Annotated in this window: 24 protein-coding genes and 1 riboswitch; of the genes, 5 read left to right on the top strand and 19 right to left on the bottom strand. The window is 47.1% G+C overall.

Annotation, left to right across the window (positions count from 1 at the left end; translation table 11 throughout):
* Nucleotides 1-129: 129 nt before the first annotated feature.
* From B9N86_RS05180 to B9N86_RS05170, 3 genes are read right to left on the bottom strand one after another with little or no spacing between them, the layout of a single operon-like run.
* Nucleotides 130-912, bottom strand: a complete 783-nt coding sequence (locus B9N86_RS05180) for an ABC transporter ATP-binding protein (protein ID WP_208918069.1) — start codon at nt 910-912, stop codon at nt 130-132.
* Complete coding sequence (locus B9N86_RS05175; RefSeq protein ID WP_208918068.1) at nt 909-1,955, bottom strand: FecCD family ABC transporter permease; 1,047 nt, start codon at nt 1,953-1,955, stop codon at nt 909-911. Before B9N86_RS05175 ends, B9N86_RS05180 begins: the two co-directional genes overlap by 4 nt.
* Nucleotides 1,952-2,956 (bottom strand): ABC transporter substrate-binding protein, encoded by a 1,005-nt coding sequence (locus B9N86_RS05170; RefSeq protein ID WP_208918067.1) that lies wholly within the window; start codon nt 2,954-2,956, stop codon nt 1,952-1,954. Before B9N86_RS05170 ends, B9N86_RS05175 begins: the two co-directional genes overlap by 4 nt.
* A gap of 237 nt (nt 2,957-3,193) precedes the next feature.
* A riboswitch (cobalamin riboswitch) is annotated at nt 3,194-3,404 on the bottom strand.
* Nucleotides 3,405-3,669: 265 nt separating this feature from the next.
* On the opposite strand from B9N86_RS05170, the gene lplA reads away from it, so the two are divergent.
* Entirely contained in the window at nt 3,670-4,671 is a 1,002-nt protein-coding gene (gene lplA / locus B9N86_RS05165; protein ID WP_208918066.1) for a lipoate--protein ligase, read from the top strand.
* A gap of 172 nt (nt 4,672-4,843) precedes the next feature.
* Here lplA and B9N86_RS05160 read toward each other — a convergent pair whose 3' ends face one another.
* The 3 genes from B9N86_RS05160 to B9N86_RS05150 form a co-directional block, all read right to left on the bottom strand.
* Nucleotides 4,844-5,704, bottom strand: a complete 861-nt coding sequence (locus tag B9N86_RS05160; protein ID WP_210190641.1) for an IS3 family transposase — start codon at nt 5,702-5,704, stop codon at nt 4,844-4,846.
* A gap of 14 nt (nt 5,705-5,718) precedes the next feature.
* Entirely contained in the window at nt 5,719-6,426 is a 708-nt protein-coding gene (locus B9N86_RS05155; RefSeq protein ID WP_208918064.1) for a helix-turn-helix domain-containing protein, read from the bottom strand.
* Nucleotides 6,427-6,621: 195 nt separating this feature from the next.
* Entirely contained in the window at nt 6,622-7,335 is a 714-nt protein-coding gene (locus B9N86_RS05150) for a metal-dependent hydrolase (protein WP_208918063.1), read from the bottom strand.
* Between the two features lie 224 nt (nt 7,336-7,559).
* On the opposite strand from B9N86_RS05150, the gene B9N86_RS05145 reads away from it, so the two are divergent.
* On the top strand, nt 7,560-8,366 hold the full coding sequence (locus B9N86_RS05145) for a Cof-type HAD-IIB family hydrolase (RefSeq protein WP_208918062.1): 807 nt from the start codon (nt 7,560-7,562) through the stop codon (nt 8,364-8,366).
* A gap of 89 nt (nt 8,367-8,455) precedes the next feature.
* Here B9N86_RS05145 and B9N86_RS05140 read toward each other — a convergent pair whose 3' ends face one another.
* The 4 genes from B9N86_RS05140 to B9N86_RS05125 all read right to left on the bottom strand — a co-directional run bounded on the left by B9N86_RS05140 (nt 8,456) and on the right by B9N86_RS05125 (nt 11,980).
* A complete protein-coding gene (locus B9N86_RS05140; RefSeq protein WP_208918061.1) occupies nt 8,456-9,229 on the bottom strand; it encodes an MBL fold metallo-hydrolase in 774 nt (257 codons plus the stop codon).
* A gap of 135 nt (nt 9,230-9,364) precedes the next feature.
* Entirely contained in the window at nt 9,365-9,595 is a 231-nt protein-coding gene (locus B9N86_RS05135; RefSeq protein ID WP_208918060.1) for a hypothetical protein, read from the bottom strand.
* Entirely contained in the window at nt 9,592-10,623 is a 1,032-nt protein-coding gene (locus B9N86_RS05130) for a TIR domain-containing protein (protein ID WP_208920101.1), read from the bottom strand. The genes B9N86_RS05135 and B9N86_RS05130 overlap by 4 nt, the downstream gene beginning before the upstream one ends.
* Nucleotides 10,624-10,723: 100 nt before the next feature.
* On the bottom strand, nt 10,724-11,980 hold the full coding sequence (locus tag B9N86_RS05125; protein WP_208918059.1) for a serpin family protein: 1,257 nt from the start codon (nt 11,978-11,980) through the stop codon (nt 10,724-10,726).
* 208 nt (nt 11,981-12,188) lie between these two features.
* Here B9N86_RS05125 and B9N86_RS05120 point away from each other — a divergent pair, with 208 nt between their 5' ends.
* Nucleotides 12,189-12,776: a GNAT family N-acetyltransferase gene (locus B9N86_RS05120; protein WP_208918058.1), complete on the top strand. Its 588-nt coding sequence runs from the start codon at nt 12,189-12,191 to the stop codon at nt 12,774-12,776.
* A gap of 121 nt (nt 12,777-12,897) precedes the next feature.
* On the opposite strand, the gene B9N86_RS05115 is transcribed toward B9N86_RS05120, so the two are convergent.
* The 7 genes from B9N86_RS05115 to B9N86_RS05085 form a co-directional block, all read right to left on the bottom strand.
* Nucleotides 12,898-13,962: a sulfate ABC transporter substrate-binding protein gene (locus B9N86_RS05115; RefSeq protein WP_208918057.1), complete on the bottom strand. Its 1,065-nt coding sequence runs from the start codon at nt 13,960-13,962 to the stop codon at nt 12,898-12,900.
* Nucleotides 13,963-13,984: 22 nt separating this feature from the next.
* Complete coding sequence (locus tag B9N86_RS05110) at nt 13,985-15,049, bottom strand: sulfate/molybdate ABC transporter ATP-binding protein (protein ID WP_208918056.1); 1,065 nt, start codon at nt 15,047-15,049, stop codon at nt 13,985-13,987.
* Nucleotide 15,050: 1 nt separating this feature from the next.
* Nucleotides 15,051-15,848 (bottom strand): sulfate ABC transporter permease subunit, encoded by a 798-nt coding sequence (locus tag B9N86_RS05105; protein WP_208918055.1) that lies wholly within the window; start codon nt 15,846-15,848, stop codon nt 15,051-15,053.
* Nucleotides 15,845-16,660, bottom strand: coding sequence for a sulfate ABC transporter permease subunit CysT (cysT, locus tag B9N86_RS05100; protein WP_208918054.1), 816 nt, complete (start codon nt 16,658-16,660; stop codon nt 15,845-15,847). Before cysT ends, B9N86_RS05105 begins: the two co-directional genes overlap by 4 nt.
* A 297-nt stretch (nt 16,661-16,957) precedes the next feature.
* Nucleotides 16,958-17,551 (bottom strand): TetR/AcrR family transcriptional regulator, encoded by a 594-nt coding sequence (locus B9N86_RS05095; RefSeq protein ID WP_208918053.1) that lies wholly within the window; start codon nt 17,549-17,551, stop codon nt 16,958-16,960.
* 5 nt (nt 17,552-17,556) lie between these two features.
* Nucleotides 17,557-18,189, bottom strand: a complete 633-nt coding sequence (locus B9N86_RS05090; protein ID WP_208918052.1) for a YigZ family protein — start codon at nt 18,187-18,189, stop codon at nt 17,557-17,559.
* 100 nt (nt 18,190-18,289) lie between these two features.
* Nucleotides 18,290-19,645, bottom strand: coding sequence for a glucose-6-phosphate isomerase (locus B9N86_RS05085; protein ID WP_208918051.1), 1,356 nt, complete (start codon nt 19,643-19,645; stop codon nt 18,290-18,292).
* A gap of 217 nt (nt 19,646-19,862) precedes the next feature.
* Between B9N86_RS05085 and B9N86_RS05080 the strand changes: the two genes are divergently transcribed.
* On the top strand, nt 19,863-20,762 hold the full coding sequence (locus B9N86_RS05080; protein WP_208918050.1) for an NAD(P)-dependent oxidoreductase: 900 nt from the start codon (nt 19,863-19,865) through the stop codon (nt 20,760-20,762).
* Between the two features lie 275 nt (nt 20,763-21,037).
* Nucleotides 21,038-21,868: a copper amine oxidase N-terminal domain-containing protein gene (locus B9N86_RS05075; RefSeq protein ID WP_244562953.1), complete on the top strand. Its 831-nt coding sequence runs from the start codon at nt 21,038-21,040 to the stop codon at nt 21,866-21,868.
* A gap of 88 nt (nt 21,869-21,956) precedes the next feature.
* Here B9N86_RS05075 and tkt read toward each other — a convergent pair whose 3' ends face one another.
* Together tkt and B9N86_RS05065 are read right to left on the bottom strand one after the other, a co-directional pair.
* Nucleotides 21,957-23,972: a transketolase gene (gene tkt / locus B9N86_RS05070; RefSeq protein WP_208918049.1), complete on the bottom strand. Its 2,016-nt coding sequence runs from the start codon at nt 23,970-23,972 to the stop codon at nt 21,957-21,959.
* A 750-nt stretch (nt 23,973-24,722) separates the two neighbouring features.
* Nucleotides 24,723-25,769 (bottom strand): 2,3-butanediol dehydrogenase, encoded by a 1,047-nt coding sequence (locus B9N86_RS05065; protein WP_208918048.1) that lies wholly within the window; start codon nt 25,767-25,769, stop codon nt 24,723-24,725.
* Nucleotides 25,770-25,779 lie beyond the last annotated feature (10 nt).

Genomic DNA, 25,779 nt, shown 5'->3' with positions numbered 1-25,779 from the left:
GATATGCTCCATACATACAAAAAAGACGGCTATTAGCCGTCTTAAAATTTTGCTTACATATAGAATATTTCCATTTTTCCCGGACTAGATTCATCTTACCACTTCCGCATGGATCTTTGCCTGACTGCTTTAATCGGAGACGTTTGCAGTCAGAAGAACCTGGGGAGCGCCATTTTCAGGATGGCTGACGACCGCAGGATCCACCCGGAATACTTGCCGGATAAAATCTTCGGTCAGTATTTCAGCCGGGGTTCCCTCTCCCGCGATCTTCCCATCCTGAAGCACCAGAAGCTGGTCACAGAACTGGGCTGCCAAATTAAGATCATGAAGCACACTGATTACCGTTATACCTGTATCTTCACGCCACTCTGCTACCATGTTCATAAATTGCAGCTGATGATGGATATCCAAGTACGTTGTCGGTTCATCAAGCAGCAGCAGTGTAGGTTCCTGAGCCATCACTTTGCCAAGAGCTGCACGCTGGCGCTGTCCCCCACTTAATTGATCAAGTCGTCTGGATTGAAAGTTTTCCAGCTCCAGCTTTCGGATAATACGATCCAGAAGCGGTCCGGAGTCTTTCTTCTCCCGTCCCATCCAGTCTTGAAACGGGTAACGTCCCATTTCAAGAACCTCGCGCACTGTAAAGTCAGATGGACCGAGACCCTCTTGCTGAAGCACCGCTACAGAGCGGGCAAGTTCCTTCCTGCTATAGCTTGAAACTTCTCTGCCACGAAACTGTAAATGTCCAGACGATGGCGACTCCACACCTGACAGAAGATGCAGCAGCGTAGATTTCCCGCTTCCGTTCGGACCAATAATGCCCCACCATTCCCCAACACTTACGTTCCAATCGATACCGGTCACCGCGTTCACCCGGTCAAAGCGCTTGCTTACGTCTTGAAGTGTAATCATACGCTTCCCTCCCTGCGCTGCTTTTTGTTCCGGTACAGCAAATAAGCGAAGAACGGAGCTCCAACAAATGCAGTTACTACCCCGATCGGAATTTCGGTCGGCGACAGTATGGATCTGGCAGCCGTATCGGACCAGACCATGAAGATTGCTCCACCCAGTGCCGATAATGGAATGATGATCCGGTAGTCAGAACCGGTAATGAGACGGATCATATGAGGAACAACCAGTCCCACGAAGCCGATCACACCGGATACAGATACAGCCGCAGCCGTTAGAAGGGTGGCAACAACAAGCACACTGGTCTTCAGACGATCGACGTTAAGCCCCATATGGGCCGCCTGACGTTCACCTAAAGATAACAGATTCAGTGTACGCGCCCGGCTCCACAAATATATGAAGCCTATAATGAAATAGGGGAAAAGGACTGCCGTATACGACCATCCCCGCATGCTTAAGCTTCCCATCGTCCAGAATAGAATGTCGGTTAGTGTGTCTCGTGACATTACCGTCAAGAATGAAACGACCGCTCCTAAAAAGGACTGCATAACCACACCTGACAAAATCAGTGCATGAGTCGGTATTTTACCGTGATCCCGGGCGAGAAACAGCACGATCCACAGTGTGATGGTCCCGGTCATAAATGCAACGATCGGTAAGGTCCAGGCACCTGCAAATGAATACTGCAATCCGTAGAAGATCAGAAACGCAGCACCAAGTGATGCACCGGAAGATACACCAAGCGTAAACGGATCGGCGAGCGGATTTCTAAGCACCCCTTGAAAAGCAGCACCGGCCACCGCAAGGGATGCCCCAACCAGCATACCGAGCAGTATACGGGGAAGTCGTACCTTCATGATGATCTGCTCGGAAGCTACTTCCCAGTTGGGAACAATAGAGTCCCCGATCCAGGGCAACCGGTGAAGAAGCATGGCTCCAATTTCCTTAACGGGCAGATGGACGGAACCGATGCCGAGGCTGACGATCAGCGTCAGCAGTAAAAGCAGGAGCCCCACCGTTCCATAACCCGCAAGTTTTTTACTCATGGGGTCATCAGTTCCGGATAGACCGCCTTCGCTACTTCAACCAATCCTTGAGTTACACGAGGTCCTGGGCGGCTGATCAGATTGTCATCAATTTTAATCAGCTTATTGTTTTTCACAGCTTCGATTTGGTCCCAGCCGCTGCGGTCTTTAATGATTTGATCCAAAGTTTTTTTGGTGGATTCTTCCACGACATTGCTGGAGTACAGAATCACATCCGGATTCGCTGCAATAATCTTCTCTTCACTGATTTCAAACCAGCCTTCGCTGTCACCAGACACGTTGGCTGAATTGCTGATATTGAGCATCTCATCCAGATATGTGCCCTTTCCTACCGTCCAACCCGGTGAGAACTCAACATACACTTTTTTCTCATCCTCATCTTTTACGGATTTAACCGCTTCCTTCACAAGGTCCAGATCCTTCTGCATTTGATCTATGATGCCTTGAGCTTCCGCCTGACGGTCCGTAATCTTTCCAACTACCTTAATGTTGTCCATGACTTCAGCAATCGTCTTCGGGTCGTTCACGAACAGCTTGATTCCGAGGTCGCGGAGCTTCTGTACGTTCTGTTCATTCATCGCTGCTGTAAATATAACATCCGCGCCTGAAGCGACAATGGCCTCAACATCCATTTCATAACCGCCCATTTTCGGCTTGGATTTGGCTGCCTCCGGGTAGTCGTCCACTTCGGATACGCCGACAATTTCTTCATCCAGGCCAAGCGCGAACAGTTTTTCCGTCTCGGAAGGAGACAGCGACACAACTTTTGCTGGAGCCTTATCAAATGTCATTTCCTCGCCAGTAGCATCCTTTAAAGTTAACGGATACACCGTTTTGGCGTTTTCAGCGACAGGTGCTTCCGGTTTCTGACCTTGTTCAGCCTCCTGTACAGGTGCTGGTGTCGCCTCCTTCGGAGCTGTTTCTCCTCCACAAGCCGCCAGCGACAGGACCAGCATCAGCACCGCCAACATGGCGGACCATGACTTCATTATTTTTTTCATCGATTTTCTCTCCTAACTCTAGTTTGAGAACACTGGCTTGCCTTAGGTACTCAATAAACCTGATTTTTGACGGAAATCCTTACATCCAACCACAAAAAAGCCCCTGATTTCTCCTTAGAAGAATCAGGGGCTACGTTTCGGAAACAATGAACCTTATCCAATAAATAGGAGTTTAGCTATAGTACAGCACCTCACCCACATTAGGTCCGCCAAACGTAATCCCTTCCTCGAAGGACCGTCAGATCATTTACGCGGGCAGGTCTCCTGACTTACAGGTTGAAATGACACCTCCGCCTTCCCGGCCCTGTATAGGCCAGTGGCAGTAATAGAGGATATCCCTGATTCACAGTGGCGGGACCGTGCCGGACTTGCACCGGCTTCCCTTTTAACCCGGGAGCAAAACATATGCTTTGCTTATTCTCCAGGACCTCGCGAGTATTGAATATTCTTTTTTGCCAAGCTTACTTCTCTTTTGACGATTATATGAAATATCCTCTCGGCTTACAACCTGAAACTTCACAGAGAAAAATTGAATAGCCGCTCCCCGCTTGCCGTGGACCTTATTTCTGGCCTGTATAACCATCATGGATATCTCACGTATTTATTCGTATGCGCTTGTGAATTGCCCCTCACCCTTTGCCCTGAAGCCGGACATTGGTTTACAATAGATCTGAAGCTTTATACCAGAAAAGAAACTATACGGAGGCGTACATATGCTCTTTATCGATAATCAGGGAATCCATGATCCTTCCATTAACCTAGCGATTGAAGAATACGCTTTGAAGCACTTACCTATGGAAGACAGCTATTTGCTCTTCTACATTAATCAGCCGTCGATTATCATCGGCAAACACCAGAACACGATTGAAGAGATCAATCAGGAGTTTGTCCGTGACAACAATATACAAGTTGTTCGGCGATTGTCCGGAGGCGGTGCTGTATACCATGACCTCGGCAATCTCAATTTCAGCTTTATTACAAAAGACGACGGCCAGTCATTTCATAATTTCCTGAAGTTCACCCAACCCGTTATCGATTTCCTTCAAAAAATGGGTGTTCCGGCTGAGCTTAGCGGCCGGAATGACCTTCAAGTCGGAGAGAAAAAGATTTCCGGCAACGCCCAGTTCTCCACACGAGGACGTATGTTCAGCCACGGGACTTTAATGTTCGGCCTTGATCTAGACAATGTTCAGGCTTCACTTAAAGCTAACCCGGAGAAGTTCAAATCAAAGAGCACGAAATCAGTGCGCAGCCGGGTTGCCAACATTAAGGAGCTGCTCGGTACAGATATGACAATTGAACAGTTCCGTGCAGAGCTTCTGCGTTCGATCTTCGGAATGGAGCCAGATCAAGTTCCACAGTACGTTCTTCAAGAAAAAGACTGGGAAATGATCAATCAAATCTCCAAGGAACGTTACCAAAACTGGGACTGGAACTATGGCTTATCACCAGAAAGCAATGTGAAACACGCGAAAAAATTCCCGGTCGGCATTATCGACATCCGTATGAACATTAAAGACGGGCATATCGGTGAGATTAAAATTTACGGCGACTTCTTCGGTGTAGGCGATGTCGCCGATATCGAAAATGCGCTTCGTGGCAAACGTTACGAGGATAATGAAGTAAGAGAAGCCCTCTCATCCATTGACGTCAAGCATTACTTCGGCAATCTAGAGTTTGATGACCTGATCGGTCTGATTTTTTTAGAGGAATAGAGGAACAGTACTGACGTCACGATTCTAACAGGGATATCTTTCAATAAAAACAGGTCACCCGAGGATTTGAAGTGCTCCCTGTCAAGTAGACAGTGTAAAAAACAAAAAATGGTTAGATTATTTCCCTCAGTTCAAGTTAACAGAGCTGAGGGTTTATTTTCTTTTCTCATCGTTAAGCAGCTCGTCGATACTCGTTGGGAGACAAGCCATTTAATCGCTCTGTATAGCGGTAATTGTTGTAGTAGCGGATATAATTTCTCACGTCTTTGAGGACGTCTTCATAGGTTTCGTGTTTCGTCAGATAAAAGCTTTCTGCCTTCAATGTACCCCAAAATCGTTCAATGGGTTGGTTATCCAGGCATCGGCTCACACGAGACATACTTTTAGTAAAACCGTACTTAACCTGAAGTCGACTGTACTCATGTGAGGTATATTGGAAGCCTCTGTCGCTATGGAGAAGTGGAGTCACCCCCGGGTTCCTCCCGTAAGCTTTCTTCACCGTATCCATGACGAGTTTATTATTGTTGGAGTGGCTTAGCACCCATGAAACGATGGAGTTATCGTATATATCAACGATAGCGCTTAGATAGGCTTTACGACCATTCCCATACTTCAATTCTGTTACGTCTGTGCACCACTTCATATTAGGAGCATCTGTTTGAAATTCACGATTCATTACATTTTCAGCTACATGGATTTCAGAGGCTCTCACGTAGTTCGGTCGTTTCTTGCGAATCACCGATTTCAATCCAAGAGCACGCATAATTCGATAATAACGCTTTTTGTTGTAATTTTTTTTAAGTTTGCGGTTCAATTGGATGCGCATTTGGCGATAGCCAAGCACTCCCTTCCGCTTGTCATAACGAAGCTTTACTTCTTTTGCCAGCGAAAGAATTTCAAGTTCCCTGTGGGATGGCTTCCACTTTAACCATTTATAATAGGCAGATCGAGCGATTCCGGCTATCTCACACAGCTTCGTGAGGGCATAGCCTTTCTCAGCGTGCAGTTCTTGGATAGCTTGGTACAAGTCCACATGCCGGACTAACGTTAGCGTGTATTTCGTCGCTTGATCTCTGCCAACTTTTTTGCGAGGGCGTTCTCCATTTCTAAATATTCGTTCCGTGCTTCCAGTTCTTTGATCCGAAGTTTGAGTCGTTCATGGTCATCTAGCTCTTCTACAGGCTTTTTGCGACCACGATTGTCCTTGAGGGACTCCTCGCTGCCAGATTTATATTTTTGCACCCATGAGTAGACCTGGGTATAAGAAACATTATATTTTTCTATGGATTTCTGATAATCCAAATCATTGGCGATCGTATACTGCGCGATTTCAATGCGTTCTTCGAAAGTGGTTTTACGTCCTTTATTCATACGAGATAGTCCCTTTCCTTTACGAGTAGGTTTTATTTCTTTCCTACAAGTATACTTGGAAATCCATCCCATCAAAACACTTATACTCGAAATATGATACTTCTTTGTCGCCTCTCGTATAGAATGATTTCCGGATAAAACATCCCTGATGGCAGCAAGCTTCAGTTTCTTTGAGTATGCTTTATGTCCTCTGGATTTCTTTAATCCTTCATAACCATCTACTTTATATTTTCTTATCCAATCTTTAACCGTGTTTTTATCTACCCCCAACTGCTTGGCTTCATAACTGGGGGTCGTCTCATGCTGAAGGCATCGCTCCACGATACGTAACTTTACATCAAAAGAAATTGAATTCCTTTTGGACATCATAAAAACTCCCATCATTAGTAGAGTAGAATTTTGTTTTTTTCTACTGTCTACTATGATGGGAGCATATCAATTCATCCTTGGGTGACCTGCTTGGTTTTATAGTCGATTGTGCACTTCTTGAGTAGGAATGATTCGTCACACGTAGCGTCTTACAACAGACATGAGGGGCGTCCCAGGTCATTGGACCTTTTGGGACCACCCCTGTTCGTTTTATTTGGATGCGATGAATACATACCAGAGAAGGACGAGTGTGAGCACGATGCACATGTTCTCTACTGTGTTACCCCATTTGCTACCAGTGCTCATTAGTTTGAACTTCACTCTGAATTTCAGCGGGGGTAATGGCCGTATTCCCCTGTTCGTCAGCATATCAGCGGCCAAATGAAGGGCATAAGACATTCCACCTGCAATCCATAAGCTCTCCCCTCCTGCTGTTCCTTTTGTTGCGAAATAGAGCAGCATAGCCCAGCCTGCCGCAGCATATGCAGTATGCGTCAGACCGCGATGGGAAACGAGTGTGGAAATCATCAGTACGCATCCGGCAATCGTGTTCCACGGGCTGAAGGCTTGGCCGAACTGAAGAAGTCCCAGACCAATCATAAACATCACGATATGACGCAGCGTACGTCCGGGTAGAAAGGATACGACGGCAATCAGACCTGCCAGTGCCAGATTCCACGGAGCATAGTCCTGGCCGTAGTAATAAATAAATACAGCTCCAACTACCAATGCCAACTGAAGCACACGCAGCAATCCTGTTGGGATGACCGTTCTGACCAAAATGGAATTCGGCTCATCGATGTCAGGAAGCAGCGAACTGACTGCGGCCGCAGCCGCAGCCGGGAGTGTAACGGGAATTCCGGCCAGCCCCATGACCGACAAGGTGACGCCGGTGCTAATAACCAAATGGGCTCTTCCCATCATAATAAATGACTTCCTTTCATTCTCTCGTTGTCTTGTTTGAGCCCGTTCATTTCTTTCAGCCGTCATACATACGGGAATATATGTTCGGCATTTTAGTATAGCAAAAAAACCCTCTTTTTGTCTACCCTTTCCACTCTATGGACAATATGATCCTAGCCCAATTGAAAACCGTGCCACAAACGGTACAATAGAGTTAAGACAGAGATAAAAGGAGAGAGACAACCATGACCGATTACAAATTGATTGCCATCGACATCGATGACACACTCATCAATGACGATAAAGAAGTTACCCCAGGTGTCCAACAAGCGTTAGAGCAAGCTGTTGCGAAGGGTGTTGTAGTAACACTGGCGACCGGACGTGCCTATGCATCCGCACAAGCGATTGCTCGCCAAACTGGACTAAATGTGCCGATCATCACTTATCAAGGGGCTCTGATCAAGAATTTGCTGGACGAAGAGGTTCTCTATGAACGCTATGTTCCCGTTGACGCGGCCAGAAAGCTGTATGAGTACTGCGTGGAGCATAATCTGCATCTGCAGACTTATATTGATGACAAGCTATACTCTCGAGAAGAAAACCAGAAGCTGATCGATTATTGTGCACTGAACCGCACGCCTTATTATATTGAGCCTGATTTCATCAAAATGATCGAACAGCCTACACCTAAAATGCTGATCATTGATGATCCTGCTTATCTCGACGAGCTCATTCCGGTATTCCAGGAGCTGCTTGGCGATCAAATGCATATCACGAAATCCAAACCGTATTTTCTGGAATTCATGCATAAAGAAGGCACGAAAGGCCATGCTTTGACGTTCCTTGCGAATCATTTTGACTGTGCTTTGGAACAAACTATTGCGATTGGCGACTCCTGGAATGATCACGAAATGCTGGAATGCGCAGGCCTTGGTGTTGCCATGGGCAATGCTATTGAGCCGCTCAAGGAATTAGCGGATTATGTAACGCTCAGCAATAACGAAGATGGCGTTAAACATGTAATCGAGAAATTTGTGCTGAACGCGGAATAAATATTTTATGAACAAAAGAGGCTCGTATCCAAGGTTTTGAATGCCTAGGTTCGAGCCTCTTTTATAAAATTACAATGATAAAGCAATCCTTAGCGGGACAGCTTCAGACTCCTACCGGCAGCGGCCAGAACCGTCCCTGGAGGAAGATCAATCTGCTGATTGACATCCACGTCATGTGACATATGAGTATAAATAGCCTTCTGGGGCTTTACCTCTGCCAACAGTTCAGCCGCTTCCTTCATGTCATACACAGACCGGGTTGAAAACTCCGCCGTCTCATGGACAAAGCTTGTACCGAGCACAAGGAGATCCAAACCGTATAGCGGCTTCTTTTCCTTGTCGTTCAAGTTGATCGAATCCGAGTTATACACCCAGGAGAATCCGTTCTTTTCCAACCGATACGCATGAGAATAACCATTCTTTCCATGATTCACCTTCCAGCATGAAATATCCCAGCCGCAAAGTGTAATGCCGTCATCTACCTCTGTTATTATCATATGATTCGACAGCCAAGGATACTGCCGCTGGATCTGTTCCAACACTTCCCGAGGAGCATATAGGCTTCCTTTGACCCTAAGCCACCGACAGGCATCAGACCATTCGGGAAGTCCTCCGATATGATCGAAATGTGCATGGGTGATCAGCATATGGTTCACCTGCCGAATTCCGTTTGTTTCCATCATATTCCGCCAATCCGGACCACAGTCAATCATAAACCTATTCTGTCCGTCCTCTACCATGACAGAAGAACGCAGTCGGCGATTGTTCCCGAAGGAGCGAGCTTCAGTACATACCCCGCAATCGCAGTACACACGCGGTACCCCCATAGCATCTCCCGTGCCTAAAAAAGTTAATGTATCCATGCTGTTCCCCTTCTCCCTGTCCATGAGAAATGAAGTTGATACCTTCTTATATCTCAATAAAAGCCGCCGGCAGCATGCCGAACGGCTTACATCTAACCTATGATTACACCGGAAACCCGGCAGTTTCATTATGAATTATGCAAATGAGGGCTTCTTGTCATCTACCGCTCCGCTGATAACTTTAACATACTTCTTATCTGTACCTTCTACGGAAGGACCGATATAAATGCTTGATTTCTTCTGTCGTCTCCCAGAACGCTCGCGCGGTTTCAAAGCACCCTCCACAGGAATACTTCCGCGGACCACCCAATGACTGCTGGCGGACCCAAGATTTCCTGCAATCTTCTTTTTCTCATTCCTGCTCATACGGAATCCCCTCCAACTAAATGCCTGATGGTTCGAAGCAGTTCACGATTATGCTCAACGACTTCTCCAAGTTCTTCGTCAGATAGCGTCTGATGTCCTGTTAAATGAACCGATAAAACATGATTTACACCTAAAGGATAGCAGAACACATACACCTGCGCAACTTCCTCTTCGTGATAAAATGCCCATTTACCGGTGTTATAGACGTCTATCACGTAAATCGACTGCTGGGTACCCCTATTACTGTCATTTGCGTTAAACGAAAAAAAACGTCCTCTTCCTATATTACCTCCGAGCTGAGCCATTCCATCATTTCCAGATTTCGCCCAAAATGCAGCTCCGGTGACGCGGAAGTCTCCTCGCGTAGGCGGAAGCAAAGAATTACGCACCGCTTCGCTAAGTGCGTGATATTTCTCAGAGAGATCCGTTACATTCACATTACGATTATACTCCCAGAAAAAATGGAGCACACTTTGCTTACGCTTCAGCTCAGCTTCCTTCTGCTCGATGACTTCGGTCGGGTTATTAAAAAATGACTCTGCTTCAATCGCGTTTATGATGTGTCCACAGGCGACATCCACCGCCGACTTGTAATCCTGATCACTCCGCAGCTCGTATTCCAAGAGCGTAAGTCCCTGCAGATCGGATAGAAGATGATATTCTTTTATCGTGACATCCTGAATCAATTGATCGTCAGGTTCCACCTGATCAGGCACGATGCAAAAAACTCGTCGCCTTCCTAACCTTCCCCAGAACAACCCCATCTCAAACAGGGTGTTGTCCCTCGTTATGAAAACATGCTTTCCCCGAATAAGAGCCACATCGTCGGGAGAAAATACGAACACGCCGAAGTCACTTTGTTCCAGCTGCCGCTCCAGTGCTTCCATCGTATACGCATTGGCCCCGAATGTTCCACCATACCACGGTGTTACCTGAGCTGTCCTCTTGATTTGTTCATGAATGGCGCGGGCATACTTGATGGCTTCTCTGGATGAACCAATGAATAAATTCGGCTTTGGAATGGACATAGGCACATCATATACTCCCCTTGTTGTTCAATTTACTATTATTCGACCATTATAACAAAGTTACCTATTTTATGGGAAATATTTGATCATTTATTATATGCTAGGGATTGGTGACGGACCCCATGAACAGCCAGGTTTCCGTGTCCCGATCTTCAATCGCGAAAAAAAACGGTCGGTCTGCAATCATCTTAATCGGGTTTTGCAGCGGTGCTGCACTGGTCGGCATATCAATCGATGTGACTGCAGCCGCCTCTGTCCCCTTTTCGTTTACATCCACTACCACTTTATGCTGTACTCTTCCGATATATAATGGCGATTCAGCCATGGCGCTAAAATCAGCCGTCTTTGGATCGAAAGCTTTCCGGATTCCAGCTGCCTTAAGCACATCGGTTAGCTCTGCTGACAACTCAGCCTTAAAACGGGGAAGCTCCAGCTTCACCGTCTCAAACGAATACTCGTCCTGCCATATCGATGGGTCTCTCCACAGCTCCTTATGTAGTTCATCAAGTGATGATTCTTTGCTCGGGACAACAACGAGCATATGCATCCGTCCGTCCCCATATGGAAGGCGCACAGCCTGCCATTTGTCACTTTCCTTGTAACTGAATCCCCGCTCCTGCTTCATCATAGGAACCCTCTTAACGGTCCCATCCGCCAATGTGAAATTCTCCTCTTTTGTGCGCTGGGGATCGAATTCATCCATCCACCCTCCGTTAAAATAAATGGCATTGATTAGGACAGCTTTGGTAAATGGAGGGTCCTTATACAGTTCGGTAATCTTCCCGTTTGTTTTCTGATCTACCCAGCTGTTAATTTCCTTAACGGAATCGTCGTGACTTAAATCCGTCATCTTGATTTCTGCGTCGTATCGATCTTTAACCACATTCAAGTATGATTCCTTTATTACAAATTGGTTCTGAATCCATACAGAATTAGCAATATTCAGTGTCGCTCCGCCCCCATGTTCCAGAAGCGATTTCAGCTGACGGTTGGCATCATTCACCTGGGCAAGACCCATATCACTCCAGCCTAGAACCCGCTCCATTTCCTTCGCTGTATCACCAGCACTTCCGTTATAGGCCAAAGCCAGAGCCGCAGATAGGCTGTATGGAGAGATGATGACATTGTCTCCGGTCCCCTGCTTCGATATCTTCTGGTGAAGACGCAGACCAAATGCATTTTGTGCCTCTACGATTTTTTTATCCAATTTATCGAGGACAGCGGCTCTTTCTTTAGGATCAAGCGTTAGTTGCCGCCCCTCTTTCTGTGAATGCTGTTTATCGGTTGACTCATTTATCCCGCAAGCTGGCAATACAAGAAGTATGCATAAGCCCCATAGAATCCATTTTCTAGTCATAAAAGTCTTTCTCCTTCCCTTTTGCCATAACATGTTCTGTATATTTTCATATATTTATAAACGTTATTTTTTTCAAGGAAGTTGTCTCCAGACTGAATTTATTTGCATGGCTTGGAAATAAAGGAATACAGCTGATGGTTGTTGAAATAGGAACAATTGACATTTTAAGCAAATGGATAATGATATGATACGGAGGATTTTTCACACGATGAAAAAAGTATTGTTACAAGGAAAACGGGTTACCCTACGGACACGCGCCATGGAAGATATGCCGGTGCTGTACGATCTCATTTACGGATGTGACCAGCCGGAATGGAAAAAGTATGATGCTCCTTATTTTCCGCTGGACCACAGAACGTATGAACAATTTTTACAGCAATGGGGGACGAACTTTACCTCGGATGACCTTCCGGACGACCTAATCATTGAAGCTGATGGCCAGATCATTGGAATGGTCACTTATTACTGGGAGAGCAAGGGCACTCGCTGGCTGGAGGCAGGAATCGTCATCTATTCTCCTGATTATTGGAGCGGCGGATACGGTACAGATGCCCTCTCTTTATGGGTGGATTACTTATTCGAGACTCTGAACATAGGCCGGGTTGGGATTACGACTTGGTCGGGAAACCCCAGAATGATGCGCTGTGCCGAGAAGGTCGGGATGCAGCTAGAAGGCCGTATGCGCCAGTGCCGATACTATGAAGGTGTATATTATGACTCCATTCGGATGGGGATAACACGGGAAGAGTGGGAAAGTAACAACAAACTTAGCCTGACGGATTCAGCTCTCATTTGAAAAATATCATCCTATTAGTTGTCGGCTAAATAAATAACGCCCTCTGCGCATACTCGGCAGAGGGCGTTATTACTTTAGTAACTTTAGGAGGATTAACTGGAATTTACCCAAACACGCATCATCATATCCCAGCCAGCACCTGGTACCAGATTCCCCTCTTCGAATAAAGTGTTTCACGCACCTGCTCCCAGCCGCCGAGATACTGAATATTAAAAAGTCCGGGAGGCTGTGGAAATTGTTGTTTCCCTTCATGGTACACCGATTCCTCCACCGGACGGAAACCGTATTTCATAAATACACGCTGCGCTTCCGGTGAATGCAAATATTCCACAAAGGCCTCTGCTACATCAAGCGTTCCGTGCTCTTTTGCGTATTGGTGAACGACAGCGGCGGGGTTTTCGATCAGCATCGTATATTTCGGAATAACAATGTCATACTTTACACCTTGGGCAATTCGCGCCAGCAGCTCATTTTCATACGTGACGATCACATCACCCACGCCGTATTCAAACGCCGCCATCGAGGCACGACCGCTTTTGTCTAGCGACTCCACGTTGCGGTGCACTTGCTTCAGAAAAGCTTTAGCCGCAGCGGGATCCTTGCCTCCCTGCTCTTCGGAACGTTTTAGGCCCGCACCATATATCGCATTAATATCCCACTGTGCACCGCCGGACGTCTTCGGATTCGGGTACAGCACTTTCACATCAGGCCTTACAAGATCATCGAAATCCTGTATTCCCTTCGGGTTGCCTTCCCTTGTCCCGAGGACTACAATCGAGCGGGTAACCATACCGCCATAAGGCTGCTGGTTCCAGTCCTTTTCCACAAGACCGGATTTCACCAGCTTATCCACATCCCCTTCTAGCGCCAGCAGAGTAACATCTGCTTCAAAACCTCCTGTAATGGAGCGGGCCTGTGTACCGGACGCCTCGTAAGATTCCTGGAAGTTAATTCGCTCGCCAGTCTGCTCAAGCCACTTCTCCCGAAAAGCAGGCACAATTTCAGCCATCGCATCCCGGGCCACGCTGTAAGCGCCAATGACTAGTAAACGTTCACCGGGTTGTGCAGATGCCGTCTTTTCATTCACATTACTGTCTGCACAACCTGCCAGCAACGGGAGAAGCAGGAGAAGCATGCCCATCCCAATGCTATGGGAAACTTTCACCAACCGATACCGTTTCCTCATCCTCTCCCTCCTCCCTCATATATCAGATCATGATCGGCATCGGATCAACCTTGAGCCGGTTCTCCTCAATCCAGCTGTTCTCGTCGTTAAACAAATAAGCACGATGTACAAGCACACGAACGTCTTGTCCGGGCTGCAGAGTTTCTTTCTCCAAGGAACGATAAGTAATTAGCTTATATCCGTTAACCTCTACTTCAACAAGCCATTCACTTCCGCGAAAATGCAGATGTCTGACGATACCCTTTTCGGTGGCCGAAAGGATAGGAAAGTCATGCTCTCCGCCGATCTCGATATATTCAGGACGGATTAACGCTTGAGCTTGCGGTCCGTTCGCGGTAGCATCAAATCCTTTCAAATCCGATGCATTCTCAACTATGGTAGATTCGCCGATAAAGGTCGCAACAAATGGTGTTGTCGGCTCCTTGTAAATATCCCACGGTGTCCCTTTCTGTTCTACCCGACCCTGATTGATAATCATAATCTCATCAGCAACCTCAATCGCTTCATCCTGGTCATGAGTCACAAAAATTGATGTAATGCCTACCCGTTCAATCAATTCCCTCAACCATGAACGAAGTTCCTGGCGGATCTTTGCATCAATGGCGGCAAAAGGCTCATCGAGCAGAAGCAGCTGCGGCTCTGGTGCCAAAGCCCGGGCAAAGGCAACTCGCTGACGCTGTCCACCGGACAGTTGGTGGGGATAACGACGTTCAAATCCACTGAGTCCCGTCAATTCCACCAGCTCCATCACCCGGTCTTTTATCTTGGCCTTGGGAGCTTTCTTCACCTTCAATCCGAATGCGATATTATCAAATACCGTCATATGCTTGAATAGCGCATAGTTCTGAAACACAAACCCGATGCCGCGTTCTTGGGGCGGTATGTCGTTCACGACCTGACCATGGAAACAGATTTGACCGGAATCAGGGGTTTCGAGTCCTGCCAACATACGTAGTATGGACGTTTTGCCGCCGCCACTTGGACCGAGAAGTCCGATTAAATGCCCCTTCTCAATATCGAAGCTGACATCCTTCACAGCATGAAAGGTGCCGAAATGTTTGTTCAGATCACGAACTTGCACATGCATATCAATGCACTTCCTTTCTCTTTTTGACCCATTCCATCAAGAGCAAGAGGCCCGCTGAAAAAGCAGCCAGCACCAAGGCAACCCCACTCGCCGCCGCAACATTAAAATTCTCAACATCCTGATATACGAGGGTTGTTGCGGTTTGCGTCCTATTCATGATGTTTCCTGAAACCACAAGAACAGCACCGAACTCTCCCAGTGAGCGGGCAATCGTCAGTACCATCCCATAAACAACGGCCCAACGGATCATAGGCCAGGTTACCTTCCGGAAGGTCATCCAGCCATATGCACCAAGCGTCGAGGCTGCCTGCTCCTGATCCGTACCTATTTCCTGCAGAACAGGCATAACTTCACGAACCATCAGTGGGAAGGTAACAAACAGCGTCGCAATGACCATACCGGGGAAAGCATACACGACCTTAAAGCCGGCTCCTTCAAGAAATCCTCCGATAATACTGTCCGGTCCCAAAATAAGTACGATCATCAGACCGCCGATGACGGGTGACACCGCATATGGAAGATCCACAATGCTGTTCAGCAAGCTTTTTATTTTCCCGCTGAGCCACGTCGCCCGAACGAGATAAAGAGCCAACATAATGCCGAACAGAGCATTCAGCAATGTCACAATGACCACGATAGACCCCGTCATCAGCAGTGCGTGGATCGCCTCGGGTCTTCCTAGCGCCTTACCCAATCCGACCAACCCGCCGCTGAATGCCCCTGTAACAATTTTGGATAGGGGAGCAATCAGAAGAATGAAGAACACCGCATACGTAAGTCCAATCGTTAACTTTCTCACGTCCATCCCCTCCTCTGCTGCACCCGGTTCATAATCCATAGAACGATAAAAGACAGGGTAAGGAGCAATACAGATACCGCTGCCGCACCGGCTGGATTATCACTTTCTATTTCACCATAGATGAAGACAGACGCCACGAGTGTTCGTCCCGGAATGTTGCCGGCTACCAGCACAACGGCGCCGAATTCCGCGATTGCCCTGGACAAAGCCAGCATCCCGCCGCTAATAATTCCCGGGCTCATGGATGGAAGAATCACACGAAAAAAAGTACGAGCCTTCGAAGCCCCCATCGTGTAAGCCGCTTCTTCCTGGGACGGCTCTAGCTCCTCAAGGAGTGGCTGAACTGCACGTATAACAAATGGAAAAGTCACAAAGACCATGGCAATCACAATAGCGGGCTGGTGAAACACAATTTCAAAACCAAGACCTTCCGCAACCTGCCCAATCAGGCTACCTGGCCCCAGTAGAAGCAGGATCATCAGTCCCCCCACCGCCGTCGGCAAAGCGAACGGTAAATCAACGAGACTGTTCAGTAGCGTCCTGCCGGGAAAGCGATATCGGGTCAGCACCCATGCAACCATTGTGCCAACCACAATGTTGATCAGCGCAGAGATGAATCCCAGCTTCAACGTTAGTAGAACAGCTTTCCAGGCGATCGGATCCAGCAGACTGGCCGCAAAATGCTCCCATCCGGCGGAAAATGACTGCACATACACTCCTAATACCGGAAGGACAACAAGTACGCCAAAATAGAGCAAAATCGTGCTTCTAAATCCCCACTTCCAACCTTTATGACGGATCAGCGCTGTCAAGATTCGTACCTCCTGCCTCCGGACGGTCCGGTCAACTTCGTAAACTCATATTTCCTATTAGTATACTTGGTATTAATGTTATAAACACTTTACCAAAAGGAGATTATGATCGTCAATCCATCTTTTGGACTTATTCGGGTAAAATAATCTAATGAAGACAAAAAAAGACAGGCAGCGATTTCAAAGCTGACTCCTGTCTTTCATTCATTAGGAAATTGACGTTTCAACGCTACAACGAAGTAATTCGGTGAAGTACAAGCTTGAAAAAATTCGCCCCCTTACATATATAAGTGGGGGTTACACTCTGCTGTATAAACTTCGGCACAGTACTTTTACATGAGAGACGGCGGCTGGCTTAATCTCCTCAAAACTAATCCTGTCCTGAATATAAAACGAAATGAAGCCGTGTATCGACAAAAACAAGGTGTGGGGCAAGTTACGTCTTTCCTCATCACAATAAACATTATCAAGCAAATGCTGACGAACCAGTGCCGAGAACATATCGAAGCACCGACTTTGCTCGGAACGACAGTAAGCAAGCAGCTCTTCATCCCTGATCATAAACATGATTTCATATTGATAAGGATTGTTCAGTCCGAACCGAACGAATTCAAGCAAAAGCTGTTCCAGCTTAGATACTCCATCACTAGGTGCTTTTCCGGCTGCTTCATTCAGTAATAAGGCAAGATCGTTGAAGTCTTTCATGACAATGGCGTAGAAAAGCTCCGCCTTTTCCTTAAAGTGATAATATAAGGACCCGTGGCTGTAACCCAGGTGCTGCCCGATGCTCCGCATCGAGATGGCCCGGTATCCTTTAGTAATAAACAAATGCCTGGCCGCTTCCAATATACGCTCCCTTGACAACTCCCGTTCTACCGCTCTTCTTGCCATATCATTTATTCCCCTTCAATAAAATAGAACCGCTCTCCCTCCGTAATCACGGACTGTCCCTGAGTTAAATCCACCATCCATTCGATAAAAATGTCTTTTTCCTGATTCAGTGGCAGACAAGTCAGTGTAACCTTATCTGCAAACATCGTCTCACCCATTCGAGTGTTCCGACTCCGTAGTTCGTTCTCCACCTTGCCCAGCCAAGTATAATCCAGTTCGACAAATACTTCCCTGTGAAGCACACGGGTGATGGAATCCCCAGCCTCAATGGCCGCGACAGCACCATCGGTATAGGCTCTGATTAATCCACCTGCTCCGAGCATAATACCGCCAAAATAACGTGTCACAACAATGGCTACATTTTTAAGCCCCTGGTTTCGGATCACCTCGAGAATCGGCTTACCTGCCGTTCCGCTTGGTTCTCCGTCGTCTGACTGCTTCTGGATCTCATCCCGTTCCCCAATCATATAAGCGGAGCAGTTATGAGTTGCATTCCAATGCTTCTTCTTCATTTCCTCAATGAATGCGACCGCGGACTCCTCGGTCTCCACTGGCATAACATGCCCGATAAACCGGGATTTCTTGATGACGATTTCTTTCGAACCCGTTGACCTCACCGTTTTGTAACGTTCCAGCATATGCCGATTTCAACCCCTTATTGCCAAGAAAGCAGTTCCCGGCATAAATAAACCGGAAAACTGCTTCCTTCAGCTGTTCTGTCTAATGTGTTAGATGGTGTTATTCGGAAAGTCTGGCTTCGAGCTCTGCTTTTTCTTTCTCGTAACCCGGCTTGCCAAGCAAAGCGAACATGTTCTTCTTGTACGCTTCCACGCCCGGCTGGTCAAACGGGTTTACACCTAACAGATAACCGCTGATTCCGCAGGCCTTTTCGAAAAAGTATACCAGATATCCAAAAGAATAGGGAGTGAAATCTGGAATTGTAACAATCAAGTTAGGAACCTGGCCGTCTGTATGTGCCAGCATCGTGCCTTGGAACGCTTTTTTGTTTACAAAATCCATTGTTTTACCTGTCAGGAAGTTGAGGCCATCGAGATCATCTGGATCGGACTCAATCGTAATGTGGCTCGATACGTTGTCCACCTGAATGACGGTTTCGAAAATGTTTCGGCTGCCTTCCTGCACAAATTGACCCATGGAATGCAGATCCGTGGAAAAGTCCACAGACGCCGGATAAATACCTTTATAGTCCTTGCCTTCACTCTCGCCAAACAGCTGCTTCCACCATTCCGAAACAAAATGCAGGGAAGGCTCATAGTTGACGAGAATTTCGATACCTTTACCTTTGCGATACAGAGCGTTGCGGACAGCTGCATACTGATAAGCTTCGTTCTCTGCCACGTTCGGGTTGCTGTATTCCTTGGAAGCGTCAGCTGCACCCTGCATCATTTCTTCAATATTGATACCTGCTGTAGCGATCGGCAGAAGGCCTACAGCGGTCAGAACAGAGTAACGTCCGCCAACATCGTCTGGAATGATGAAGGATTCATAACCTTCTTCATTCGAAAGTTTCTTGAGCGCGCCCTTCTCTTTATCGGTTGTTGCATAGATGCGCTTACGTGCTTCTTCCTTGCCATACTTCTTCTCAAGTGCTGCACGGAAAATACGGAAAGCGATAGCCGGCTCTGTAGTCGTACCGGATTTAGAAATAATGTTAACGGAAAAATCCTTGCCGTCAACCAGCTCAAGCAGGTGGTTCACATAAGTGGAGCTGATATTGTTACCTGCAAAATAAATTTCCGGAGTCTTGCGCTTGTCCTTCGGAAGAATGTTATAGAAGGAGTGGGACAGCATTTCAATAGCTGCACGGGCGCCGAGGTAAGAACCGCCGATACCAATGACGATCAGAACTTCAGAATCACTTTGGATCTTCGCAGCAGCCTTCTGGATCCGTGCGAATTCCTCTTTATCATATTGAGTCGGCAGGTCGATCCATCCAAGGTAATCCGAACCTGCGCCGGTTTGGTTATGTAACTGATTATGAGCCGTGCGAATCGGCTCCGCCAAATAATCGATTTCATGCTGGTTAATAAAAGATAGAGCCTTGCTGTAGTCAAACTTAACTTTTTTCGACATTAGTTTACAGCCTCCTGTTTTATCTTGTAGAGAGAGTCAACATTTATAATAGAATACTTTAATTTGCTGGAGTGATCAAGTTTCGCCTCTGAACTGTCATGTTTAGCCCTTATGGTATAAAACACCTGCCCGCTCCGCAGCAACGAGGTGTAGAATATACCATAGTCGCGTGTTAAGATTAACGCGTTCGAAGAAATTACATATGAAGGTGATATTTATGAAAAAAATCGCATTTGTTGGCCTTGGCACCATGGGCGCTCCCATGGCTTCCAATCTGCTTAAACGAGACTATGAAGTAACGGTATACAACCGTACAGATGAGAAATGCCGCCCGCTCGCAGAACAAGGGGCTTCTACTTCCCCAACCCCGCGAGAAGCCTCGGAAGGAGCAGACGTTGTCATTACGATGGTGAGCAACGATGACTCCGTTCGTGACGTTTTTTATGGCGAGAACGGCATCCTCTCCTCATTAACTGAAGGCATGACCGTTATCGACTGCAGTACCATCTCACCGGACCTCGTTAAGGAAATCGCTGCTACGGTATCAGCTCAAGGCGCTTCCTTCCTTGACGCACCTGTCACGGGCAGCAAACCAGCAGCTATCGACGGCACCCTCGTATTTATGGTCGGTGGAGATGCAGCCGTGATTGAAGCCCAAGCTGATGTGTTCGATACCCTCGGCAAAAAGGTCATTCACATGGGACCAAACGGCAGCGGTGCTGTAGCCAAGCTAGCCCATAACACGATGGTCGGGATCAACAACCTTGCCCTGGCCGAAGGGTTTGCCATTGCAGCCAAATCCGGTATCCCGGCTGACAACTTCCTGGAGCTCGTCCAGCTTGGATCGGCAGGAAGTAAAGCCGCAGATCTGAAAGGCCGTAAGATCATTGAAGGTGATTTCAGCAACCAATTCTCTCTCGCCCTGATGCTCAAAGATTTGAAGCTTGCCTCTTCCCTCACGGATGGAATCGGCATGCCTTCGCCCATGCTGAACCTGGCGAAAAGCTTGTTCCAGGCAGGTGCAAGTGAAGGCTACGGGGAAGAGGATCTTTCAGCTGTCGTGAAATGTTACGAAGCTTGGATCGGTCAGACCATCGGCGGACAAAAAGAGCAGTAATACATGACAGGATTACAGCTGCTTTCATCGATGTCACTCCTTGTATTGCAAAGGATTGACGTCGGGAAGGCAGGTTTTTTTATATCCGGATATATCAATGCTGCAACCTTTCCCGGTATATAACGTTATTCACAGTAAAAGGAGGAATTACCATTATTAAATTCAAAGGATTTAAAATACTGACTACAACTGCCGTCCTAGCAGCAATTTTGACGCCCTCGTTCAGCACCCAACAGGTGAAAGCTGCCTCAACCACGGTTTCCGTTTCAACTCCTATGGCTTACATTAACAGCGATAAAGCCTACGGAGAGGTGTTAGTTAGGGAAGGAAACACCTTCGTCACTCTAACCGACCTTAAAGGGCTCGGAGACTATGACTACCAGTACGACAAGGTGAAGAAGCAGGTAAGCATCACCGGTAAAGGTACAACAGTCATTGTATCCGCCGGCAGCAAAACCATGCAAAACAATGGCAACAAACAGACGCTTATAGTCGCACCGTTTCTCCACAAAGGAAAGATGATGATTCCGTTGCGGGCCGTAGCTGATGCATTCAGCGCAAAGGTATACTGGAATGGTCCTGCGAAGACCGCATACGTAACCAAACCCCGTTCCGAGACGATTGCCGATTTGAAGAGCAAGGATCTTTCCACCGCACGGAATGCGGCTATAACGGTTCCGCACATATCGAAGCTTCCTCAAGCAGAGCTTGAGAGGACTTATATGGAAATGCAGGGCATGAACTATTATTTTCCTAAAGGTAAATGGGACAAGTACTTTATTCTGGATAACGATCTTATCAGTTATTATGAAATTCACAACAATACAGCCGAATTAATATGGCAGGCCAAGCTTGGTAACGCAGGCAAGAAGCACAGCAACTTATTCTTTCTGACGGCCACTTTCAAGAACGAAATCGGCACACAGCCCAACGTTAAGGATTGGACCATTGCCCAATTTATCTTCCGCTATCCTGTCGGTGCAACCTATTACGGTTTGATCAACAGCAAAGGTACACTCGCTGGCGGTGAAGTCGAACTGGATAATCATGATCCGTCCTACAAAGGCGTTATTGTCGATATTCCCGAGGAGTCCAGCAGCAAATAGTTATTCAAAATATGTATATATAGATCGACACCCGCAACATTTGCGGGTGTCGATATCTATCCAATCATGATGTTGAACGTTATGGTGATTAGAGCAGCGATTTCACGCGGCTAACCACATTTTCTACTGTAAAGCCATATTCTGAAATCACGCGATCGCCAGGAGCCGAAGCACCGAACGTGGAGATGCCCAGAATAGCGCCTTTATCGCCGACATAACGCTCCCATCCGAACGGATGAGCCATTTCCACAGCAAGACGGGCTTTCACGTCAGGCAGCAGGACAGAATCTTTGTAAGCCTGATCCTGCTGATCAAAGAGATCCCAGCTTGGCATGCTGATCACACGGACCTGAATGCCTTCCTCAGCAAGCGCTTCTTGTGCTTTCACAGCCAGTTGAACTTCGGAACCTGTCGCAATAATCTGCGCCTGTGCCTTGCCTTCCTTCGCATCAGCTACAACATAAGCACCACGCTTGATACCTTCACGCGCGTTATCAGCCGTAGCATCAAGAATTGGCAAGTTTTGACGAGTCAATACGAGGGCTACAGGGCGATCCTGGTTCTCTGCTGCATAAGCCCATGCAGCTGACGTTTCGTTCGCATCCGCAGGACGGATAACAGTCAGACCTGGAATAATACGCAGGGATGCAAGCTGCTCGATCGGTTCGTGAGTCGGGCCGTCTTCCCCAACTGCAATACTGTCATGTGTCAATACATAAGTTACAGGTAGCTTCATAATCGCAGCCAAACGTACAGCCGGACGCAAATAATCCGTAAATACGAAGAATGTGCCGCCGAAAATTTTGAGTCCGCCGTGCAGAGCAACACCGTTCATGGCAGCTGCCATTGCAAATTCACGAACTCCATAGTAAACGTTACGTCCTTCGTAGCTATTAGCTGTGAAAGAAGCCAGACCGTTCAGATGTGTCATTGTGGAGCTCTCCAGGTCGGCAGAGCCACCCAATAAATTCGGTACGCCTTCAATCAAGCCATTCAGAGCTTTACCGGAAGCAATACGGGTAGATACCGCTTTATCTTCCGTCGTGTAGTTCGGCAGATCCTTGTCCCAGCCTTCTGCCAGCTCGCCGGATACAGCTTGTTCAAACTGTGCTGCAAGCTCAGGATAAGCTGCTTTGTATTTCTCGAACTGCTCTTCCCATGCTTTAAAGGATGCAATTCCACGCTCTTTTACAAGGCCGAAATGCTCACGAACCTCTTCTGGAACATAGAAATCCTCTTCATAAACCCATTTGTAGAATTCTTTAGTCAGCTTGGCTTCCTCAGTTCCGAGTGGAGATCCGTGAGTACCGCCGTGACCGCCTTTACCTTGTTTGTTCGGACTTCCGTAACCGATAACGGTCTTCACTTCGATCAGAGTCGGACGGTTCAGGTCAGCCTGGCCTTCCGCAATAGCTTTCTCAATCGCAGGCAGATCGTTACCGTCTTCTACGCGGAGTACTTGCCAGCCGTATGCTTCAAAGCGCTGTGCTACATTTTCGGAGAATGCAAGATTTAATTCACCGTCAAGTGAAATATCATTGGAATCATAAAGCATGATCAGCTTGCCCAGCTTCAGGTGACCTGCCATCGAAGCTGCCTCAGCAGACACACCTTCCATCAAATCGCCGTCGCCACAAATGCCATACGTGAAATGGTCAACGACCTTAAAGTTATCTTTATTATATACTGTGCCCATGTGAGCTTCAGCCATAGCCATACCAACAGCCATTGCAATACCTTGACCCAGTGGCCCTGTCGTTGCATCAACGCCAGCAGTGTGACCAAATTCCGGGTGGCCCGGTGTTTTACTACCCCATTGACGGAACTGCTTCAGATCTTCAATAGAAAGATCATATCCGCTCAGGTGAAGCAAGCTGTATAGCAGCATCGAGCCGTGACCAGCGGATAGTACAAAACGGTCGCGGTTGATCCATGTAGGTTGGTCCGGGTTATGATTCATTGTTTTGGCAAACAGCTGGTAACCCATAGGTGCTGAACCCATCGGCATGCCGGGATGACCGGATTTAGCTTTTTCAATGGCATCAATAGCCAGTGTCCGGATTGTAGCAATGGACAAGTTGTCAATTGTTTGATTCGTTGTCATGATTCGTCCTCCTCAAATACGGTGCTTGAATTCCGTTCCACCTGTGATGATTCTTGGGATATAAGGCAGTTAGGAATGTTGAGAATATCATTTTGACTCTTATTGTATCATCTGTGCCGTTTCATTTCCATAAGACAATTTTCATTTCTCATATTGCGTGTTCAAAAAGGTCGGTTTTCAGCACCGAAGCTTATGCTTCCGATGTGCGTTTTTTCAAAACGCTTGAGTTGGATGAAGCTAGGGACAGAGGAGCGGAGCTGCACGTTTTCGTAGAAAACGTCTTCGGAAGCATCAGCTGTTTTGGGTACGTGAGCACCTGAGATGTTTCCGGAGGAAACATTTTAGCTGAATTCAAGATTCGATGCCGAGCCCACTTCCTGATTCACTTCGTGATAGATATAGAATTTATAAGTTATCTAGCTACGCTGATGAAATTCTATATCGCAACAAAACCAACCTTTGAATCGCGGTCGCTCATCCTTGAATGGCCTCGTTAGAGGTTTTCTTATCAAAAGCGGACTTTTTGAACAACCTCTTATATTGAGTCGACAGTCCTTCATGCATTATGTCCCTTATATGAGAGGTTATAACCGAAAGAAGTCAGCTTCAAGCATGTTAAAATAAGGCGGTTACATGAATATTATGTAAGTAATGATAACAAAATAAGAAAAACGTTATCGATGTACTTCTAAGAAGAAAGACCAAAAACCGGAATCCCATTCTTTCATGGAATTCCGGTCCGTCATTTCTTTATTCAGCTTTGACGAGAATTTTCACTTGATTTCTTTCTCTGAGCAAACCTTCAAAGCCTTCATCGATCACTTCATCCAATGTGATTCGCTTGGTCACCAGTTTATCCGCAGGGAAATAACCTTGTGCCATCAGGCTAATCACAGCCGGGAAAACATCCCGATATCCGATAATCCCTGTTACGGTACGTTCTTTTAGCACGATATCTTGCGGGTGGATGGATGCCTCTTTTTCAAAAATGCTGACGATCATCGTTTCGCCGCCGAGCTTGGTTGATTTGATTGCCTGAGCCAGTACCGGTGGAACGCCGGTGACTTCAAAGGAAACATCGGCACCGCCGTTTGTCCGCTTATGAATTTCTTCAACAGCATCATATTGTTTCGGATCAATGACGATAGCGCCGAGCTCAGTAGCCTTCTGTTTGCGTTCCTCCGAAAGCTCTACCGCATAAATCTCGGATGCTCCGGAAGCTTTCAGCGCTTCAATAACGAGCAGACCGATAGGGCCTGTCCCAAATACAACCGCTTTGTCACCAACCTTTAATTTGCTGGAGCGTACCGCATGAAGAGCTACCGCAGAAGGTTCAACAAGAGCTCCCTGCTCATAGGATACAGACTCCGGAATTTTATGAATCATTACCTCAGGTACAGCTGCGTATTCAGAAAAACCGCCGCCACCGCCGGCCAGTCCATAAAAGCCCATTTTATCACACAGATTATAATGTCCTTGCTTACATGCCTGACATGTTCCGCACGCATAAATCGGCTCGACAACGACCCGATCTCCAACACTTGCTCTTGTTACGCCTTCTCCAACTTCAACCACTTGTCCGGAAAACTCGTGACCCATTACAATAGGGGCTTTATCACCGCTGAGGGGGTGAGTTTCCAGAGGGATAAAGATCGGCCCTGCCGTATATTCGTGCAAATCACTGCCGCATATACCGCACCATTCCACTTTTATTTTAACCTCGCCCTTGAAAGGCTTAGGTTCCTCAATGTTTTCCAATCTCAAATCTTTGACAGCATGCCATCTCAAAGCTTTCATCAAAATCATC

Source organism: Paenibacillus uliginis N3/975 (assembly GCF_900177425.1).
Classification (GTDB): domain Bacteria; phylum Bacillota; class Bacilli; order Paenibacillales; family Paenibacillaceae; genus Paenibacillus_AQ; species Paenibacillus_AQ uliginis.
This window is presented reverse-complemented; position numbering and strand designations above follow the sequence as displayed.

Excerpts from the sequence above, each read along its gene's own strand:
- B9N86_RS05180 (WP_208918069.1), bottom strand. The coding sequence starts at position 912 with ATGATTACACTTCAAGACGTAAGCAAGCGCTTTGACCGGGTGAACGCG.
- B9N86_RS05175 (WP_208918068.1), bottom strand. The coding sequence starts at position 1,955 with ATGAGTAAAAAACTTGCGGGTTATGGAACGGTGGGGCTCCTGCTTTTA.
- B9N86_RS05170 (WP_208918067.1), bottom strand. The coding sequence starts at position 2,956 with ATGAAAAAAATAATGAAGTCATGGTCCGCCATGTTGGCGGTGCTGATG.
- lplA (WP_208918066.1), top strand. The coding sequence starts at position 3,670 with ATGCTCTTTATCGATAATCAGGGAATCCATGATCCTTCCATTAACCTA.
- B9N86_RS05155 (WP_208918064.1), bottom strand. The coding sequence starts at position 6,426 with ATGATGGGAGTTTTTATGATGTCCAAAAGGAATTCAATTTCTTTTGAT.
- B9N86_RS05150 (WP_208918063.1), bottom strand. The coding sequence starts at position 7,335 with ATGATGGGAAGAGCCCATTTGGTTATTAGCACCGGCGTCACCTTGTCG.
- B9N86_RS05145 (WP_208918062.1), top strand. The coding sequence starts at position 7,560 with ATGACCGATTACAAATTGATTGCCATCGACATCGATGACACACTCATC.
- B9N86_RS05140 (WP_208918061.1), bottom strand. The coding sequence starts at position 9,229 with ATGGATACATTAACTTTTTTAGGCACGGGAGATGCTATGGGGGTACCG.
- B9N86_RS05135 (WP_208918060.1), bottom strand. The coding sequence starts at position 9,595 with ATGAGCAGGAATGAGAAAAAGAAGATTGCAGGAAATCTTGGGTCCGCC.
- B9N86_RS05130 (WP_208920101.1), bottom strand. The coding sequence starts at position 10,623 with ATGTCCATTCCAAAGCCGAATTTATTCATTGGTTCATCCAGAGAAGCC.
- B9N86_RS05125 (WP_208918059.1), bottom strand. The coding sequence starts at position 11,980 with ATGACTAGAAAATGGATTCTATGGGGCTTATGCATACTTCTTGTATTG.
- B9N86_RS05120 (WP_208918058.1), top strand. The coding sequence starts at position 12,189 with ATGAAAAAAGTATTGTTACAAGGAAAACGGGTTACCCTACGGACACGC.
- B9N86_RS05115 (WP_208918057.1), bottom strand. The coding sequence starts at position 13,962 with ATGAGGAAACGGTATCGGTTGGTGAAAGTTTCCCATAGCATTGGGATG.
- B9N86_RS05110 (WP_208918056.1), bottom strand. The coding sequence starts at position 15,049 with ATGCATGTGCAAGTTCGTGATCTGAACAAACATTTCGGCACCTTTCAT.
- B9N86_RS05095 (WP_208918053.1), bottom strand. The coding sequence starts at position 17,551 with ATGGCAAGAAGAGCGGTAGAACGGGAGTTGTCAAGGGAGCGTATATTG.
- B9N86_RS05090 (WP_208918052.1), bottom strand. The coding sequence starts at position 18,189 with ATGCTGGAACGTTACAAAACGGTGAGGTCAACGGGTTCGAAAGAAATC.
- B9N86_RS05085 (WP_208918051.1), bottom strand. The coding sequence starts at position 19,645 with ATGTCGAAAAAAGTTAAGTTTGACTACAGCAAGGCTCTATCTTTTATT.
- B9N86_RS05080 (WP_208918050.1), top strand. The coding sequence starts at position 19,863 with ATGAAAAAAATCGCATTTGTTGGCCTTGGCACCATGGGCGCTCCCATG.
- B9N86_RS05075 (WP_244562953.1), top strand. The coding sequence starts at position 21,038 with ATGGCTTACATTAACAGCGATAAAGCCTACGGAGAGGTGTTAGTTAGG.
- tkt (WP_208918049.1), bottom strand. The coding sequence starts at position 23,972 with ATGACAACGAATCAAACAATTGACAACTTGTCCATTGCTACAATCCGG.
- B9N86_RS05065 (WP_208918048.1), bottom strand. The coding sequence starts at position 25,769 with ATGAAAGCTTTGAGATGGCATGCTGTCAAAGATTTGAGATTGGAAAAC.